The following is a 16,295-nucleotide window of genomic DNA, read 5'->3' as shown; positions in this document are numbered from 1 at the left end:
GGCAGACGGGAATTGTCAGACACGGCCTAGCGGGCCGTCTGCGTGTGGACGTACTCGACGAGGCGGGTCAGCGCGTCCGGGTCGGTGGACGGCATCACGCCGTGGCCGAGGTTGAAGACATGGCCCTCCAGGCCGGCGGCCGTGTCGAGCACCTCGCGGGTCTTGGCCTCGACGGCCTCGGTACCGGCGAACAGGACGGTCGGGTCGAGGTTGCCCTGCAGGGCCTTGCCGGGGCCGACCCGGCGGGCGGCCTCGTCCAGCGGGACGCGCCAGTCGACGCCGACGACGTCCGCGCCGGCCTCGCCCATGAGCTTCAGCAGTTCACCGGTGCCGACACCGAAGTGGATGCGCGGGACGCCGTAGGACTCGACCGCGCGGAAGACCTTCGCCGAGGCGGGCAGCACCGAGCGGAGGTAGTCACCGGGGGCGAGCGCGCCGGCCCACGAGTCGAACAGCTGGACGGCGCTCGCGCCCGCCTCGATCTGGACCTTCAGGAACGCGGCCGTGATCTCGGCGAGACGGTCGAGGAGGTCGGCCCAGAGCCCGGGGTCGCCGTACATCATCGCCTTGGCGTTCTCGTACGTGCGCGACGGTCCGCCCTCGACGAGGTAGCTCGCCAGCGTGAAGGGCGCGCCCGCGAAGCCGATCAGGGGGGTGGCGCCGAGTTCGGCGGTCAGCAGGCCGATGGCCTCGGTGACGTAGGAGACGTCCTCGGGGGTGAGGTCCCTCAGCCGGGCGAGGTCGGCGCGGGTGCGGACCGGCTGTTCGACGACCGGGCCGACGCCGGGCTTGATGTCGAGGTCGATGCCGATGGCCTTGAGCGGGACGACGATGTCGCTGAAGTAGATCGCCGCGTCCACGCCGTGCCGGCGGACCGGCTGGAGGGTGATCTCGGTGACCAGTTCGGGCCGCATGCAGGACTCGAGCATCGGGATGCCCTCACGGACCTTGCGGTACTCCGGCAGCGAGCGCCCGGCCTGCCGCATGAACCACACGGGTGTGTGCGGCACGGGTTCCCGCCTGCACGCCTTCAGGAAGGCGCTGTCGTACGTCGCTGTCGGCTGCCGGCCCGCAGGGCTCTCGTTCAGGCTCACGTCGGCAAGTCTCCCACGGCGCCGGAGGCGGTGGCGTCGCCCCCTGCCGTGCCCCGGAGACACCCGTTCGGCCCTTGCGGTCCGGGGTCGTGTTCGCCCAGCGCGCAGCCGCCCGCGGCCCGCGCGCGGGTGTCTTGCCCTGCGCGAGGCCCCGGTTCCCCTTAATCTTCCCCGCATGGCTGCGGCTCAGGGACGACTGTCGGACGGCGCTGGCGGGATGGACGAGGCGAACGAGGGGGACCGCGATGGGAGCAGGTCGGCACCGCTGCCGTTCCGGGCCGCCGTCGACGCGCTGCGGACCGCGCGGCTGCGGCCGCAGATCGAGGTCGAGCCGACCCCGGCCCCCAAGCGGCTCGCCCCGTTCGCGTACGCGCTGGAGGCGACGGTCGTGGACGGCGAGCAGGACCTGGCCGACGGCAGGCTGGTGCTGCTGCACGACCCGGCCGGGCACGACGCCTGGCGCGGCACCTTCCGGCTGGTGACGCTGATCCGGGCCGAGCTGGAGCCGGAGATGGCCGCCGATCCGCTGCTGCCGGAGGTGTGCTGGTCCTGGCTGACCGGCGCGCTGCAGGCACGCGGTCTCGCGTACGGCGAACCGAGCGGGACGGTCACACGGGCGAGCTCGCACTACTTCGGCGGGCTCGCGGAGCGCCCGGCGAACTCGCAGATCGAGATCCGGGCCTCCTGGACGCCCCGTGAGGGGCGGGGCGGGGTGCCGGACTCCGGGGCGCATCTGGCGTCCTGGTGCGATCTGCTGGCGCAGGTGGCGGGGCTGCCGCCGGCCGGGCCGGGGGACGCGTCGGTGGTGACGCTGCCGCAGCGGCGGGGGCCGCAGTCGCGCTGAGCGATTCGGGTGGACCGGTCGCCGGTAAACGGCGACCGACCCGTTCGGCCGTCCTGATTGACCATCTCTTTGTCGATACGGCCACTTTCGATCCTGTACGACATCCACCCAAACCGATTCGATCTTCGGATGATCGATCGCGTGTCCGAATTGCACGTATTGTTACTCACTAGATCGTGATCATTTTCTAAAGGACCCCGGGCCCGCTGCCGAAGACGACTGTGACCTTGAAAGCACGGTTCGTCCCGGCTCCCTCCCCACCAGCCCCCGAACCGGCTCCGTCCCCCCACCCAGGAGGCCTGGTGTCCGTTCTCCTCGAGCAGCCCGCAAGCCTGGTCGCCTACCGCCCGAACAAGCCCACCGCCATGGTGGTCGTGGCCGACCCGCGCGTGCGTTCCACCGTCACCCGACATCTGTGGGCGCTCGGTGTGCGCGATGTCATCGAGGCCTCGTCCATCGCGGAGGCTCGTCCCCGCATCGGCAACCCCCGCGACATCTGCGTCGCCGACGTCCACCTGCCCGACGGCTCCGGCCTCACCCTCCTGTCGGAGACCCGCGCCGCGGGCTGGCCCAACGGGCTCGCCCTCTCCGCCGCCGACGACATCGGTGCCGTGCGCAACGCCCTCGCGGGCGGCGTCAAGGGCTACGTCGTCACCGGCACCCGCACCAACGTCGGGCTCCCCACCCGGCCCGGTGCGGCCCCCATCGGAGCCGCGGCCGCCCGTCTGCACCGCCGCCCCCCGGGTGCCCCGAGCCACCCGGGCGGCTACCGCGAGCTCTCCGGCCGCGAGGTCGAGGTGCTGCGCCTGGTCGCCGAAGGCCAGTCGAACAAGGCCATCGGTGTCTCGATGGGCCTGTCCGCGCTGACCGTCAAGAGCCACCTCGCCCGCATCGCCCGCAAGCTCGGCACGGGCGACCGTGCCGGCATGGTCGCGGTCGCGCTGCGGACCGGCATCATCCACTGATCCACCGGCGGGACCGTTCCCCGCGGCTCCCTCCCGACCCTGACCGGTTTACGACCCTGGGGCACCCGTCGGCGGAACGTTCCGTCGGCGGGTCCCGTCCACTCACGGATACCCTTGACAGGTGACCGACGCCCAAGAAACCGCAGCAGCCAGCTCACTGCGAACCACCGGAGGCGCCCCTCCGGACGACGGCGGAACTACTGCTTCTCCTGTTTCCGGGGCGCCGACACCTCTGCTCGAACCGCGCGAGGGCATTCCTCCCGTGATCGCGGACGCGGACTCGCTCGCCGAGACGATCGCCGCCTTCGCCGCCGGCACCGGCCCCGTCGCCGTGGACGCCGAGCGCGCCTCCGGCTACCGCTACGGACAGCGCGCCTATCTGGTGCAGCTGCGCCGCGAGGGCGCCGGCAGCGCGCTGATCGACCCCGTGGCCTGCCCGGACCTGTCGAAGCTCGGCGAGGCCCTCTCCGACGTCGAGTGGGTGCTGCACGCCGCCACCCAGGATCTGCCCTGTCTGCGCGAGATAGGCCTGGTGCCGACCCGCCTGTTCGACACCGAGCTGGCCGGGCGGCTCGCCGGCTTCCCGCGGGTCGGCCTCGGCGCGATGGTCGAGAGCGTGCTGGGCTTCGTCCTCGAGAAGGGACACTCCGCGGTCGACTGGTCGACCCGGCCGCTGCCCGAGCCCTGGCTGCGGTACGCCGCCCTGGACGTCGAGCTCCTCGTCGACCTGCGCGACGCGCTGGAGAAGGAGCTGGACCGGCAGGGCAAGCTGGAGTGGGCCCGCCAGGAGTTCGACGCGATCGCGTCCGCCCCGCCGCCGGAGCCCCGCAAGGATCCCTGGCGCCGTACCTCCGGCATGCACAAGGTGCGCCGGCGGCGGCAGCTCGGGGTGGTGCGGGAGCTGTGGCAGACACGGGACCGGATCGCCCAGCGGCGGGACGTCTCGCCGGGCAAGGTGCTCTCGGACGCGGCCATCGTGGAGGCCGCGCTCTCGCTTCCGGCCAATGTACACGCGCTGGCGGCGCTGAACGGCTTCGGGCACCGGATGGGCCGGCGGCAGCTGGAGCAGTGGCAGGCGGCGGTCGACCGGGCGAAGGCGCTCAGCGAGTCCCAGCTGCCGCAGCCGGGGCAGCCGGTCGCCGGCCCTCCGCCGCCGCGGGCGTGGGCCGACAAGGACCCGGCGGCCGCCGCCCGGCTGTCCGCCGCGCGGGCCGCCGTCTCCGCGCTGGCCGAGGAGCTCACCATGCCCCAGGAGAATCTGATCGCGCCGGACTCGGTGCGCAGGGTCTGCTGGGAGCCGCCCCAGCCGCTGGACGCCGAGTCGGTGGGCGGCGCGCTCGTGGCGCTCGGGGCCCGGCCGTGGCAGGTGGAGCAGGTCACGCCGGTGCTGGTCGCGGCCCTCTCCGGCTGAGGCCGCTCCCCCGGGCCGTTCCCCCGGGGGGCTCTCACCGGGTCGCTCCCCGCATGAAGCCGTTGTAGATGTACTTCTGCAGCGCCAGGAACACGATCAGGGTCGGCAGGATCACCAGCACGGCTCCTGCCGAGATCGTCTCCCAGTGGGCGGCGTAGGGACCCTTGAAGCGGAACAGGGACGTCGAGATCACGCCAAGATCCTGTGAGGGCATGTAGAGGAAGGGGATGTAGAAGTCGTTGTAGACGGCGATCCCCTTCACGATCACGACCGTCGCGACCGCCGGTTTCAGCAGCGGGAAGATCACCTTGCGGTAGATGGTGAACGCGTTGGCGCCGTCCAGGCGGGCCGCCTCGTCCAGGGAGACCGGGATGGACCGGACGAACTGCAGGAAGATGTAGATCGAGACGATGTCCGTGCCCATGTAGAGGGCGATCGGGGCCCAGCGGGTGTCGTACATGCCGAGGCTGTGGACGATCTGGAAGGTGGCCACCTGGGTGGTGACGCCCGGGACCAGGGCGGCCACCAGGAACAGGGCGATCACCAGCTTCCGGAACCGGAACGTGAAGCGGTCGATCGCGTACGCCGTCATCGAACCGATGAGGACGGTCCCGCCGACGGAGATCACCAGGATGAGGGCGGTGTTCCCGAACGCCCTGAGCATGCCGCCGTCCTGGAACGCCGCCACGTAGTTGTGGAAGTTCAGCGGGTCCTCGGGCAGGGTGAGCGCCCCGCCGCTGTTCGCCGTCTCGTGCTCCGTCTTCAGGGAGGTGAGCAGGACGACGCCGAGCGGCAGCAGGACGATCACCGCCGCGGCGGCCAGCGACAGGTACACGAGGGTGCGGGCAACGGCTCGGCGCGTCATACGAGATCCACCCTGTCGTCGGGGACGAGGCGCCGCTGCACCCAGGTCACCAGCAGGGTGATCAGCAGCAGCACGACGGCCGCCGCCGAGGCGAGGCCCGTCTTGTTGAACTGGAAGGCCAGCTTCACCGTCTGGATCACGAAGGTCTCGGTGCCGGTCGCGCCGCCCGTCATGACGTACGGGATCTCGAAGGCCGCGAGGGAGCCGGAGACCGAGAGGATCACGGTCAGCGTCAGCACCGGCTTGATGCCGGGCAGGATGATGTGGCGGAACTGGTTCCAGCGGTTCGCGCCGTCCAGTTCGGACGCCTCGTACAGCTCGCCCGGGATGGACTGGATCGCGCCGAGGAACAGGACGAAGTTCATGCCCAGGTAGCGCCAGACCGAGACGCCGGCGAGGGAGACGTTCGCCGAGAACGGGGTGCCCAGCCAGGCGTGGTCGGTGTGGACGCCGAAGAGAGCGAGGACCGTGTCGAGGGTCCCGCCGTCCTGGAAGAAGTAGAGGAAGACGAACCCGATGGCCACCCCGTTCACCAGGGACGGGAAGAAGATCACGCCCTTGAAGAAGTTGCGGAACCGGACCCTGAAGCTCAGGACCGTGGCGAAGTACAGCGCGGCGACGATCTGGACCGCCGAGGCCGCCAGGTAGTAGCCGCTGACGAAGAAGACCTGGAAGAGGTCCTCCCGGGTGAAGATCTCCGCGTAGTTCTCGGCGCCCGTGTAGTGCAGTTCGGGGCTCACACCGTCCCAGTCGGTGACGCTGTACGCCAGCATGTTGACGATCGGCGCATAGGTGAAGGTGACCAGCAGGACGAGGGGGGCCAGCAGGAACAGCCAGGGGGTCGGCCACCGCCGGACGCGCGTCCGGTGTGGTGCGGGAGCGGGGGCGGCGCCCTTCGGGGCCGGTGCCGCGGCCCCGGAGTGGGCCTTCCCGGTGGGGTGGGGGTGCGTGTGCGTCATCAGTCGCCCACGGTCTTCTGCGTGTCGGTCCACTTCTCGCCGAGACCGGCGAAGAACTCGTCCAGGCTGCCCTTCTTCGCTCCGCGGGCGAGGTCGACGAGGTCCTGGCGGTACTCGGGCTTGTTGATGCCGACCTCGGACTCGTCGTCGATCAGCTTCACCTCGGCGCCCGCCGAGTCGTCCAGTTCGATGAGCTTCACGCCCGCGTCCTCGTACGGCTCGAGGACCTCGGGCATCGGAGCGGACCTGAGCGGGGAGATGGCGAGGTTGTCCTTGTCGTAGCCGGACTTGTCGGTGAACCAGTCGATCCAGGCGCGGGCCGCTTCCTTGTGCGGGGAGTGGACGTTGACGGCCTGGTTGTAGTCGGGACCCACGGTCGCGCAGAACGTCCCGCCCGTCTGGGCGGGGAACGGCATGAAGCCGATGTCGTCCGGGTTCACCCCGGCCTTCCGGGCGGCGTCCTGGAACTGGACGATCGCCCAGGTGCCGAGCCACTGGGTGGCGATCTCGCCCCTGGCCGTCCGGGGCTTGGACTCCTCCCAGTTGCTGGTCGTCGGGTCCTTCTCCGCGAGCCCCTCCTTGACGATGTCGTACAGCAGGGTGTCGCCCGTGCGCAGGTCGCTGCCCTTCGCCCACGGGTCGCCCTCCGCCAGCCGGGTGGTGGCCTGCGGGTCGCAGGAGACGGAGCCGTTGACGAAGGTCCAGGAGGTCAGCGGCCACTGGGCGGCGAAGTTGGTGTAGTAGGGGATCGCGTCGGTCTTCGACTTGATCGCCTTCAGAGCGGCGAGGAACGCGGCCGGGGTGGCCGGCCAGTCGGTGACCCCGGCCTCCTTCCAGACCCTCTTGTTGTAGACGAAGCCGGGCATGACACCGACCGGGCTCTGTCCGTACACCTTGCCGTCTACGGTGGTGAAGTCGGTGAAGCGGTACTTCTTGCTGCGCTCGGCCCGGGTGCCGAGGGAGGCGAAGAACTTCGGGTAGTCGCTCTTCTTGATGACCCCGGGGATCAGGAGGACGTCGCCGTAGTCCTCCGTGTTCATCCGGATCTTTATCTCGGCCTCGTAGTTGGTGAGGGCCTGGAACTCGACCTTCACCTTCGGGTACGTCTTGTTGAACTCGGCGGCGTACTTCTTCATCGTGCCGTCCTGCACGAGGTCGGTGCGCACGGTGAGGACCGTGATGGTGCCGCTCACCTTGGAAGGATCGCCGGGCGCCTCGGCGTCGGCGCCCTTCGCGCTTCCTCCCGTGCCGGTGCAGCCGGGGACCAGCAGGGCGGCTCCCACGGCCATGGCCAGGACTGTACGGCGGTTCATGTGCATCAGCTCCGTTCTAGGGACGGACGAGCACGTGCGGGGTTGGCTGATTCGGCACTCTGACAGCGCTTTCTCAACCGGTAAAGTCCCATTCCCGCCAACGATGAAGAGACGGCACCCCATACTCGGCTCGACCGGTTCAGGGAGCGCGCATGCTGGAGGCCACACCGCTCACCGACGGATGGACCCTGCGACACCCCGACAGCGCGGCGGAGGCGCTTCCGGCCGTGGTGCCGGGGTGCGTGCACACCGATCTGATGGCCGCGGGCCTGATCCCGGATCCGTTCCTCGGGCGGAACGAGACCGAGGTCGCGTGGGTCGGGCGGCGGGAGTGGACGTACGAGACGGAGCTGCCGGCCGGGCCGTCCGGGCACGAGCAGACGGACCTGGTCTTCGACGGGCTCGACACCGCCGCCGAGATCCGTCTGGACGGCCGGCTGCTGGGCCGGACCCGGAACATGCACCGCTCCCACCGGTTCGACGTGACGGGGTCGAGCGGGCCGCTGTCGGTCAGGTTCGCCTCGGCCTACGCCGAGGCGGAGGCCGTGCGCGGGAGGACCGGCGAGCGGCCGGCCGCCTATGCCGAGCCCTACCAGTACCTCCGCAAGATGGCGTGCTCGTTCGGCTGGGACTGGGGGCCGACGCTGGTCACGGCCGGGATCTGGCGGCCGGTGCGGCTGGAGCGCTGGTCCACGGCGAGGCTCGCCCGGGTACGGCCGCTCGTCACCGTCCGCGACGGCACCGGTGTCGTGGAACTGCACGTCGAGGTGGAGCGCACCCGGGTGGAGGCCGCGCTGACGCTGTGGGCCAGGGTGGGGGACGTACGGGTGCGGGGCGAGGTGACGGGCACCCGGGGCGTGGTGCGGCTGGAGGTGCCGGACGCCGAGCTGTGGTGGCCGCGGGGGTACGGCGGGCAGGCGCTGTACGAGGTCGAGCTGACCCTGCTCCACGGCGACGCCCCGCTCGATCTGTGGCGGCGGCGCATCGGTTTCCGCACGGTGGTGCTGGACACCTCCGCCGACGCCCACGGCACCGGTTTCACCCTCGTCGTCAACGGGGAGCGGCTCTTCGCGCGCGGCGTGAACTGGATCCCGGACGACGTCTTCCCGTCCCGGACGACCCGGGAGCGCTACCGCGGCCGGCTGCGGCAGGCCGCCGGCGCCGGGGTGGACCTGGTCCGGGTGTGGGGCGGCGGGATCTACGAGAGCGAGGACTTCTACGACGCCTGCGACGAGCTGGGCCTCATGGTGTGGCAGGACTTCCCGTTCGCGTGCGCCGCCTACCCCGAGGAGCAGCCGCTGCGCGGCGAGGTGGAGGCGGAGGCCCGGGAGAACGTCGTCCGGCTGATGCCGCACCCCTCGCTGGTGCTGTGGAACGGCAACAACGAGAACCTGTGGGGGTTCCGGGACTGGGGGTGGGAGGGGCGGCTCGCCGGGGACTCCTGGGGAGAGGGGTACTACCTCGGCGTGCTGCCGCGGGTGGTGGCCGAGTCGGATCCGACGCGGCCGTACACGGCCGGCAGTCCCTGGTCGGGGTCGTGGGCGCACCATCCGAACGACCCGGCGCACGGCACACACCACTCCTGGGAGGTGTGGAACCGCCGGGACTACGCCGAGTACCGGAGTGAAGTGCCGCGGTTCGTCGCGGAGTTCGGCTGGCAGGCGCCGCCCGCGTACGCCACCCTGCGGCGGGCGCTGCCGGGTGAGGAACTCGCGGCGGACTCCCCCGGGATGCTGCACCACCAGAAGGCGGAGGACGGCAACGGCAAGCTGGAGCGCGGGCTCGCCCGGCACTTCGCCGTGCCGGAGGGGGACTTCGACCGCTGGCACTATCTGACGCAGGTGAACCAGGCGCGGGCGGTGGCCGCCGGGATCGAGCACTGGCGGTCGCACTGGCCGGTGTGCGCGGGGACGGTCGTCTGGCAGCTCAACGACTGCTGGCCGGTGACGTCCTGGTCGGCGATCGACGGGGACGGGCGGGAGAAGCCGCTGTACCACGAGCTGCGGCGGCTCTACGCGGACCGGTTGCTGACGCTTCAGGTGCGGGACGGGGAGCCGGTGCTGGCGGCCGTGAACCAGTCGGCGCGGCCGTGGACGGCCGTCGTGGAGCTGCGGCGGATGTCCGTCGAGGGGGAGGTGCTCGGGTCGTCGCGTGCCGAACTGGCGGCGGGGGCACGGGAGGTGGGGGTGGTGCGGGTGCCCGCGGAGCTGGCGCCGGCGGGGGCGAAGGAGTTCCTGGTGGCGGACGCGGACGGGCTGCGGGCCCTGCACTTTCCGGTGGCCGACCGTGAAGTGCCTTATCCCATCCCGGACTTCGAGGTGGCCGTCGCGCCGGGGAGCGTCACGGTGACGGCCCGTACGCTCGTCAGGGATCTGCTGCTGCAGGCCGACCGGCTGGGACCGGACGTGCGGGCCGACCGGGGGCTGGTGACGCTGCTTCCGGGGGAACGCGTGACGATCGGGGTCGAGGGCTGGGAGACTCCCGATGCCGACGCCGCCCGTGCCGTCCTGTACTGCCTGGAGCCCGCTCGATGACAGCGTCCCCGTCGCCGTCTCCTTTCCCGTCCTCCTCTCCCCGCGTCACCATCAAGGACGTCGCCGCGCGCGCCGGTGTGTCCAAGGGGGCCGTGTCGCTGGCGTTCAACCGCAAGCCGGGCCTGGCCGAGGCGACCCGGGAGCGGATCTTCGCGGCGGCGCGGGAGCTGGGCTGGGAACCGAACCTGACCGCACGGTCACTGTCGAGTTCGCGGGTGGACGTGGTGGGGCTGGCGATCTGCCGGCCGGCGCGGATGCTGGGGCTGGAGCCGTTCTACATGGAGTTCGTCTCCGGGGTGGAGAGCGTGCTGACGGAGCACTCCTGTTCGCTGCTGCTGCGGCTGGTGAGGAACGTGGAGGAGGAGGCCGGGCTCCTCGAGTCGTGGTGGCGGGGGCGGCAGATCGGCGGATCGATCCTGGTGGACTTCCGGGCCGACGATCCCCGGGTGGCGGCGGCCGAGCGGCTCGGGATGCCGGTGGTGGCGGTGGGACACCCGTCGCTGACCGGGAGTCTGACGTCGGTGTGGACGGACGACGCGACGGCGGTGACGGAGGCGGTGCGGTATCTCGCGGCGCTCGGCCACCGCCGGATCGCCCGGGTCGGCGGCGCGGCCGCGCTCGGGCACACGGTGATGCGGACGGCGGCCTTCGACGCGGCGGCGCGGAGCCTGGGGCTGGCCGGGGCGTGGCAGGTGGCCACCGACTACTCCGGGGAGGCGGGGGCGCGGGCCACCCGGTCCATGCTGACCGCCGCCCCGCGGGACCGGCCGACGGCCATCGTCTACGACAACGACATCATGGCGGTGGCCGGACTGGCGGTGGCGGCCGAGATGGGGCTGAGCGTCCCGCGGGACGTCTCCCTGCTCGCCTGGGACGACTCCCAGCTGTGCCGGCTGACCCATCCCACCCTCTCCGCGATGAGCCATGACGTGCACGGATTCGGCGCGGAGGCGGCGCGCACCCTGTTCGGCGTAATCCTGCGGAAGGGACCCGGATCCCATCCGGTGCCCACTCCGGTGCTGACTCCGCGCGGGTCGACGGCACCCCCGAAGGTGTGACCTTCGCCGCTTGGGCCTCCGGGACTGGGCAGTCACGTTACCCACAAGTAGCATGGCTCCTGAGCGCGCGCTCAGCGCTGGCGCGCCGCAGCAGCAGTGCCATCCCGCACCCTGGAGGAGAGCCATCGTGCCTCGTACCGTCAGGGACGTCGTCTTCGTAGACGGCGTCCGTACCCCGTTCGGCAAGGCGGGCCCGAAGGGCATCTACCACGAGACCCGTGCCGACGACCTCGTCGTGAAGGCGATCCGGGAGCTGCTGCGCCGCAACCCCGGTCTCGACCCCAAGAAGATCGACGAGGTCGCCATCGCCGCGACCACGCAGATCGGTGACCAGGGCCTGACCATCGGCCGTACGGCCGGCATCCTCGCCGGTCTGCCGCAGTCGGTGCCCGGTTACTCCATCGACCGCATGTGCGCCGGTGCCCTGACCGCCGTCACCACGGTCGCCGGTTCGGTCGCCTTCGGCGCGTACGACATCGCCGTCGCGGGCGGTGTCGAGCACATGGGCCGCCACCCGATGGGCGAGGGCGTCGACCCGAACCCGCGGTTCGTCAGCGAGAAGCTGGTCGACGAGTCCGCGCTGTTCATGGGCATGACCGCGGAGAACCTGCACGACCGCTACCCGCAGATCACCAAGCTGCGCGCGGACGAGTACGCGGTGCGCTCCCAGGAGAAGGCCGCCAAGGCGTACGCCAACGGCAAGATCCAGGCCGACCTGGTGCCGGTCTCGGTCCGTCGTACCAACCCCGAGGCGGGCGAGACGGGCTGGGGCCTGGTCACCGCCGACGAGCCGATGCGCCCTGGCACGACCCTGGAGAACCTGTCCGGCCTCAAGACGCCGTTCCGCGTCCACGGCCGGGTCACCGCCGGTAACGCGGCCGGTCTGAACGACGGCGCCACCGCCTCGCTCATCGCGTCCGAGGACTTCGCCCGCGCCAACGACCTGCCGGTCAAGATGCGCCTCGTCTCGTACGCCTTCGCGGGCGTCGAGCCGGAGGTCATGGGCTACGGCCCGATCCCGGCCACGGAGAAGGCCCTCGCGCAGGCGGGCCTGTCCATCTCCGACATCGGCCTGTTCGAGATCAACGAGGCCTTCGCCGTCCAGGTCCTCGCCTTCCTCGACCACTACGGCATCGCCGACGACGACGAGCGCGTCAACCAGTACGGCGGCGCCATCGCCTTCGGCCACCCGCTGGCCTCCTCCGGCGTCCGTCTGATGACGCAGCTGGCCCGCCAGTTCGAGGAGCAGCCGAACGTCCGCTACGGCCTGACCACCATGTGCGTCGGCTTCGGCATGGGCGCGACGGTCATCTGGGAGAACCCGCACTTCGAGGGGGACAAGTGAGCACCACCGCTGAGCTGCTGAAGGGTGCGGCCGAGCTGTTCCCGGACGAGGTCGTCACCCAGGCGCACGTACGTCACCTGGACCTGCCGGCCGGGGCCGGGCGCTTCGCCCTGATCACCCTCGACAACGGCTTCGACCACACCAAGCCGACCACCTTCGGGCCGCAGTCCCTCGCGAACCTCAACGCCGCGATCGACCAGGTCGAGAAGGAGGCCTCGGCCGGCGAGATCGTCGGTGCCGGCATCACCGGCAAGCCGTTCGTCTTCGCCGTCGGCGCGGACCTGAAGGGCGTCGAGCTCCTCAAGGAGCACAAGGACGCGCTCGCCATCGGCAAGGGCGGCCACGAGGTCTTCAAGCGCCTCGCGACGCTGGCCGTCCCCACCTTCGCCTACTACAACGGCGCGGCGATGGGCGGCGGCGTCGAGGTCGGTCTGCACTGCTCCTACCGCACGGTGTCCGCGGCGCTGCCCGCCTTCTCGCTGCCCGAGGTCTTCCTCGGCCTGGTGCCCGGCTGGGGCGGCTGCACGCTGCTGCCGAACCTGATCGGCGCGGACAAGGCCGTCTCGGTGATCGTCGAGAACAGCCTCAACCAGAACAAGCAGCTCAAGGGCAAGCAGGTCTACGAGCTCGGGATCGCCGACGCGCTCTTCGAGGGCGCCGACTTCCTGGAGCAGTCGCTGATCTGGACGGCGGCCGTCCTCAAGGGCGAGATCGTCGTCGACCGCCCGGTGATCGACCGCGGTGAGGCCTGGGACCAGGCCGTCGCGCGCGGCCGGTTCGTCGCCGACTCCAAGGTGCACGGCGCGGCCCCGGCCGCCTACCGCGCGCTGGACATCATCGCCGCCGCGAAGAACGGCGACCTCCAGCAGGGCTACGACGCCGAGGACGTGGCGCTCGCCGACCTGATCATGGGCGGTGAACTGCGCGCCGGCATCTACGCGTTCAACCTGGTGCAGAAGCGCGCCAAGCGCCCGGCCGGCGCCCCGGACAAGAGCCTGGCCCGCCCGGTCACCAAGGTCGGTGTCGTCGGCGCCGGTCTGATGGCCTCGCAGCTGGCGCTGCTGTTCCTGCGCCGCCTGGAGGTCCCGGTCGTCCTGACCGACATCGACCAGGAGCGCGTCGACAAGGGTGTGGGCTACGTCCACGCCGAGATCGAGAAGCTGCTCGGCAAGGGCCGCATCAACCAGGACAAGGCCAACCGCCTCAAGGCGCTGGTCAGCGGTGTCCTGGACAAGGCCGAGGGCTTCGCGGACGCGGACTTCGTCATCGAGGCCGTGTTCGAGGAGATCGGTGTCAAGCAGCAGGTGTTCGCGGAGGTCGAGGCGGTCGCCCCGGCGCACGCCATCTTCGCCACCAACACCTCCTCCCTCTCGGTCTCCGAGATGGCCTCGAAGCTCCAGCACCCCGAGCGGGTCGTGGGCTTCCACTTCTTCAACCCGGTCGCGGTCCTGCCGCTCCTGGAGATCGTCCGCGGCGAGCAGACCGACGACGCCTCCCTGGCCACCGCGTTCGCCGTCGCCAAGAAGCTGAAGAAGACCGCGGTGCTGACGAAGGACGCCCCGGCGTTCGTCGTGAACCGCATCCTGACCCGCTTCATGGGCGAGGTGCAGAACGTCATCGACGAGGGCACCCCGGTCGAGGTCGCGGAGAAGGCGGTGGAGCCGCTGGGTCTGCCGATGTCCCCGCTGGTCCTGCTGGAGCTGGTCGGCCCGGCGATCGGTCTGCACGTCTCGGAGACGCTCAACCGGGCGTTCCCGGACCGCTTCACGGTCTCCCCGAACCTCAAGGCGGTCGTCGAGGCCGGCAAGCGCGGCTTCTACGTCTACGACAGCGGCAAGCCCGAGCTGGACCCCGAGGTCGCCGCGCTGCTCGAGCAGGGCGACTCGGTCCTCACCGAGGAGCAGGTGCGGGCGCGCGTCCTGGACGCGGTGGCGCAGGAGATCGGGCTGATGCTGGACGAGGGCGTCGTCGCCGAGGCCCAGGACATCGACCTCTGCCTGATCACCGGCGCGGGCTGGCCCTTCCACCTGGGCGGCATCACGCCGTACCTGGACCGCGAGGGCGTCTCCGAGCGGGTGAACGGGAAGCGTTTCCTCGCTCCCGGCGTGGCGTCGGTCCCGGCGTGACCGTCGCACGGAAGTGAAGAGGGCCTCCGCCTGCCGGGCGGAGGCCCTCCGCCGTCTCACGCCGCCACCTCATCCGTCTCCGGCGGCGCCGAGGGGGTCGTGCGGGTCACCGTGGCTTCGACGCCGGGCGGAGGGGGCCCGGGGTCACACCTCCTGCCAGGCCGTCAGCGCGAGCACCGGCTCGTCCTTGCGGCGGCTGAGCAGCAGGCGGCCGGTCGACGGGGACAGGGTGGCGGCGACCACCCGGTCCTCGTGGTCCGTCGCCAGCGCCACCTCGGCGTCGGCCGGCAGGGGCGGCCCGGACTCGGTCCACCAGGCGCCGGCCGACTCCTGTTCGGTGGGGTAGGCGGCGAAGGCGACCCGGCCGCTCGCGGAGCGCTGGGCGAGCAACGTGCAGTCGTGGCCGTCGAGTTCGCAGCGGATCGCGGCGACCGGACCGGCCCCCGCCGCGGCGAGCAGGGGGGCGGGTTTGGTGCCGGGCCGCCAGGCCCACAGATCGCCGGAGTCGTCCGTGTAGAAGAGGGTGGTGTGCTCCGGGGAGGTGGCCAGCGCGCGCAGGGTGCCGGGGCGGACCGGCGCCTCCAGGGCCTCCTCCAGCACCGGCTGCCCGCCCGGTTCCCCCTGCCGCCAGTGCAGGACCCCGCCGGGCACGGCCGCGTACACCTCGACCCGTCCGCGCTCCCCCGTCACCGCGACGGGCGCTCCCTCGACGCCCTCGCCCTTCAGGTCCCGCCAGGGCTCCCAGCCGCCCTTCTCCTTCTGGGCGACCATGCGGATCCCGGTGGCCGTGTCGCGGACGAAGACATGGGCCCGGCCCTGGGCGTCCACCGCGACGGCCGGAGGTCCGGTGCGGGCGCCCTTCTTGTCGGGGTGGCCGACCGGCGCCCAGTCCAGGGGGGCGAGCAGGGGCCGGTAGTGGGTGGAGTGCACCAGGCCCGCCTCCGCCTTCACGGTGGGCCGCCAGGACACCAGATGGGCGTAGCCGTCGGCGCCCTGGCCGACGGCGAGCACCGGGTGCACCTTCTGGTTGCCGCCGACCCTGCGCGGGCCGTCCCAGGACCCGCCCGGCGCGCGTTCCGCGCGGCACAGGACGGCGTCGTCCGACGTCAGGTAGACACTGAGCCGCCCGTCGCGGCCACGTATGAGCCAGTCGCCGTTCACCCGTTCACTTTATGTCGGCGGCCTCCCCGCCACGCCCGGCGGGCCCGTCGTCGGGGCCTCCGTGGGACCCTGGCCGCATGGACGACAGCCCCGCGCTTCTCGTGATCGTGGACGCCGCGAACGTGGTCGGGTCGGTGCCCGACGGATGGTGGCGGGACCGGCGGGGCGCCGCGGAGCGGCTGCGTGACCGGCTGGCCGCGGACGGGCTGCCGGGGCGTCCCGGGCCCGTGGAGATCGTGCTCGTCGTCGAGGGCGCGGCGCGCGGGGTGGAGCCGGTGCCGGGGGTACGGGTCGAGTCGGCGGCCGGCAGCGGGGACGACCACATCGTCGCCGTGGTCGCCCGGGCCGACGGCCGCCCGTGTCTGGTCGTCACCGCCGACCGCGAACTGCGGCGCCGGGTGACGGAGCTGGGCGCGGAGGTGACGGGGCCTCGGACGGTACGGGGCCCCGCGGACCCGGGCCGGGGTCCCCGTCCTCCGGGGCGGCACACCTAGGGGGTGTTTCGAAAGTCCTGTGCGGTGCCCTCGGTGTTCGGTGCGTGCCCTCGGCGTGCCGGACGAAGGCCCTCGTAGCGGAGCTGCTTGGGTCTTCGGCCGGTGCGGCGAGGGTGCGTGCCGGGC

General features: G+C 71.7%; 13 protein-coding genes. 8 read left to right on the top strand and 5 right to left on the bottom strand.

Features of this window, described 5'->3' with window-relative positions; translation table 11 throughout:
* Nucleotides 1–26: 26 nt before the first annotated feature.
* Entirely contained in the window at nt 27–1,094 is a 1,068-nt protein-coding gene (hemE, locus tag ACFY2L_RS36885; RefSeq protein WP_390662017.1) for a uroporphyrinogen decarboxylase, read from the bottom strand.
* A gap of 175 nt (nt 1,095–1,269) precedes the next feature.
* On the opposite strand from hemE, the gene ACFY2L_RS36880 reads away from it, so the two are divergent.
* The 3 genes from ACFY2L_RS36880 (at nt 1,270) to ACFY2L_RS36870 (ending at nt 4,314) form a co-directional block, all read left to right on the top strand.
* Complete coding sequence (locus ACFY2L_RS36880; protein WP_390662016.1) at nt 1,270–1,938, top strand: DUF3000 domain-containing protein; 669 nt, start codon at nt 1,270–1,272, stop codon at nt 1,936–1,938.
* A gap of 302 nt (nt 1,939–2,240) precedes the next feature.
* Nucleotides 2,241–2,903 carry a response regulator transcription factor gene (locus ACFY2L_RS36875; protein ID WP_003993737.1) on the top strand — a complete coding sequence of 221 codons (663 nt, stop codon included), beginning with the start codon at nt 2,241–2,243 and terminating at the stop codon, nt 2,901–2,903.
* Nucleotides 2,904–3,024: 121 nt separating this feature from the next.
* Nucleotides 3,025–4,314, top strand: a complete 1,290-nt coding sequence (locus ACFY2L_RS36870) for an HRDC domain-containing protein (RefSeq protein ID WP_390662015.1) — start codon at nt 3,025–3,027, stop codon at nt 4,312–4,314.
* Nucleotides 4,315–4,348: 34 nt separating this feature from the next.
* On the opposite strand, the gene ACFY2L_RS36865 is transcribed toward ACFY2L_RS36870, so the two are convergent.
* The 3 genes from ACFY2L_RS36865 to ACFY2L_RS36855 are packed head-to-tail and all read right to left on the bottom strand — an operon-like array spanning nt 4,349 to nt 7,451.
* Complete coding sequence (locus ACFY2L_RS36865; RefSeq protein ID WP_390662014.1) at nt 4,349–5,179, bottom strand: carbohydrate ABC transporter permease; 831 nt, start codon at nt 5,177–5,179, stop codon at nt 4,349–4,351.
* Nucleotides 5,176–6,138, bottom strand: coding sequence for a carbohydrate ABC transporter permease (locus tag ACFY2L_RS36860; protein WP_390824519.1), 963 nt, complete (start codon nt 6,136–6,138; stop codon nt 5,176–5,178). The genes ACFY2L_RS36865 and ACFY2L_RS36860 overlap by 4 nt, the downstream gene beginning before the upstream one ends.
* Complete coding sequence (locus ACFY2L_RS36855; protein ID WP_390824518.1) at nt 6,138–7,451, bottom strand: extracellular solute-binding protein; 1,314 nt, start codon at nt 7,449–7,451, stop codon at nt 6,138–6,140. The genes ACFY2L_RS36860 and ACFY2L_RS36855 overlap by 1 nt, the downstream gene beginning before the upstream one ends.
* Nucleotides 7,452–7,603: 152 nt before the next feature.
* Here ACFY2L_RS36855 and ACFY2L_RS36850 point away from each other — a divergent pair, with 152 nt between their 5' ends.
* The 4 genes from ACFY2L_RS36850 (at nt 7,604) to ACFY2L_RS36835 (ending at nt 14,514) form a co-directional block, all read left to right on the top strand.
* Nucleotides 7,604–9,985 (top strand): glycoside hydrolase family 2 protein, encoded by a 2,382-nt coding sequence (locus ACFY2L_RS36850; RefSeq protein WP_390824517.1) that lies wholly within the window; start codon nt 7,604–7,606, stop codon nt 9,983–9,985.
* A complete protein-coding gene (locus tag ACFY2L_RS36845; RefSeq protein ID WP_390662010.1) occupies nt 9,982–11,043 on the top strand; it encodes a LacI family DNA-binding transcriptional regulator in 1,062 nt (353 codons plus the stop codon). The genes ACFY2L_RS36850 and ACFY2L_RS36845 overlap by 4 nt, the downstream gene beginning before the upstream one ends.
* 127 nt (nt 11,044–11,170) lie before the next feature.
* The gene (locus ACFY2L_RS36840) at nt 11,171–12,388 is read left to right on the top strand and encodes a thiolase family protein (RefSeq protein ID WP_390662009.1); all 1,218 of its coding nucleotides are present in this window, start codon (nt 11,171–11,173) and stop codon (nt 12,386–12,388) included.
* On the top strand, nt 12,385–14,514 hold the full coding sequence (locus ACFY2L_RS36835; RefSeq protein WP_390662008.1) for a 3-hydroxyacyl-CoA dehydrogenase NAD-binding domain-containing protein: 2,130 nt from the start codon (nt 12,385–12,387) through the stop codon (nt 14,512–14,514). The genes ACFY2L_RS36840 and ACFY2L_RS36835 overlap by 4 nt, the downstream gene beginning before the upstream one ends.
* 144 nt (nt 14,515–14,658) lie before the next feature.
* On the opposite strand, the gene ACFY2L_RS36830 is transcribed toward ACFY2L_RS36835, so the two are convergent.
* A complete protein-coding gene (locus tag ACFY2L_RS36830) occupies nt 14,659–15,675 on the bottom strand; it encodes a hypothetical protein (protein ID WP_390824516.1) in 1,017 nt (338 codons plus the stop codon).
* Between the two features lie 77 nt (nt 15,676–15,752).
* Between ACFY2L_RS36830 and ACFY2L_RS36825 the strand changes: the two genes are divergently transcribed.
* A complete protein-coding gene (locus ACFY2L_RS36825) occupies nt 15,753–16,169 on the top strand; it encodes an NTP pyrophosphohydrolase (RefSeq protein ID WP_390662006.1) in 417 nt (138 codons plus the stop codon).
* Nucleotides 16,170–16,295 lie beyond the last annotated feature (126 nt).

This window comes from Streptomyces sp. NPDC001381 (assembly GCF_042895685.1).
GTDB lineage: Bacteria > Actinomycetota > Actinomycetes > Streptomycetales > Streptomycetaceae > Streptomyces.
Note: the sequence above shows the minus strand (reverse complement) of the source record. Positions and strands in the feature narration are given on the sequence as shown.

What these genes read in the sequence shown, in the direction of transcription:
- ACFY2L_RS36855 (WP_390824518.1), bottom strand. Translation starts at nt 7,451, where the DNA reads ATGAACCGCCGTACAGTCCTGGCCATGGCCGTGGGAGCCGCCCTGCTG.
- ACFY2L_RS36865 (WP_390662014.1), bottom strand. Translation starts at nt 5,179, where the DNA reads ATGACGCGCCGAGCCGTTGCCCGCACCCTCGTGTACCTGTCGCTGGCC.
- ACFY2L_RS36825 (WP_390662006.1), top strand. Translation starts at nt 15,753, where the DNA reads ATGGACGACAGCCCCGCGCTTCTCGTGATCGTGGACGCCGCGAACGTG.
- ACFY2L_RS36845 (WP_390662010.1), top strand. Translation starts at nt 9,982, where the DNA reads ATGACAGCGTCCCCGTCGCCGTCTCCTTTCCCGTCCTCCTCTCCCCGC.
- ACFY2L_RS36860 (WP_390824519.1), bottom strand. Translation starts at nt 6,138, where the DNA reads ATGACGCACACGCACCCCCACCCCACCGGGAAGGCCCACTCCGGGGCC.
- ACFY2L_RS36850 (WP_390824517.1), top strand. Translation starts at nt 7,604, where the DNA reads ATGCTGGAGGCCACACCGCTCACCGACGGATGGACCCTGCGACACCCC.
- ACFY2L_RS36880 (WP_390662016.1), top strand. Translation starts at nt 1,270, where the DNA reads ATGGCTGCGGCTCAGGGACGACTGTCGGACGGCGCTGGCGGGATGGAC.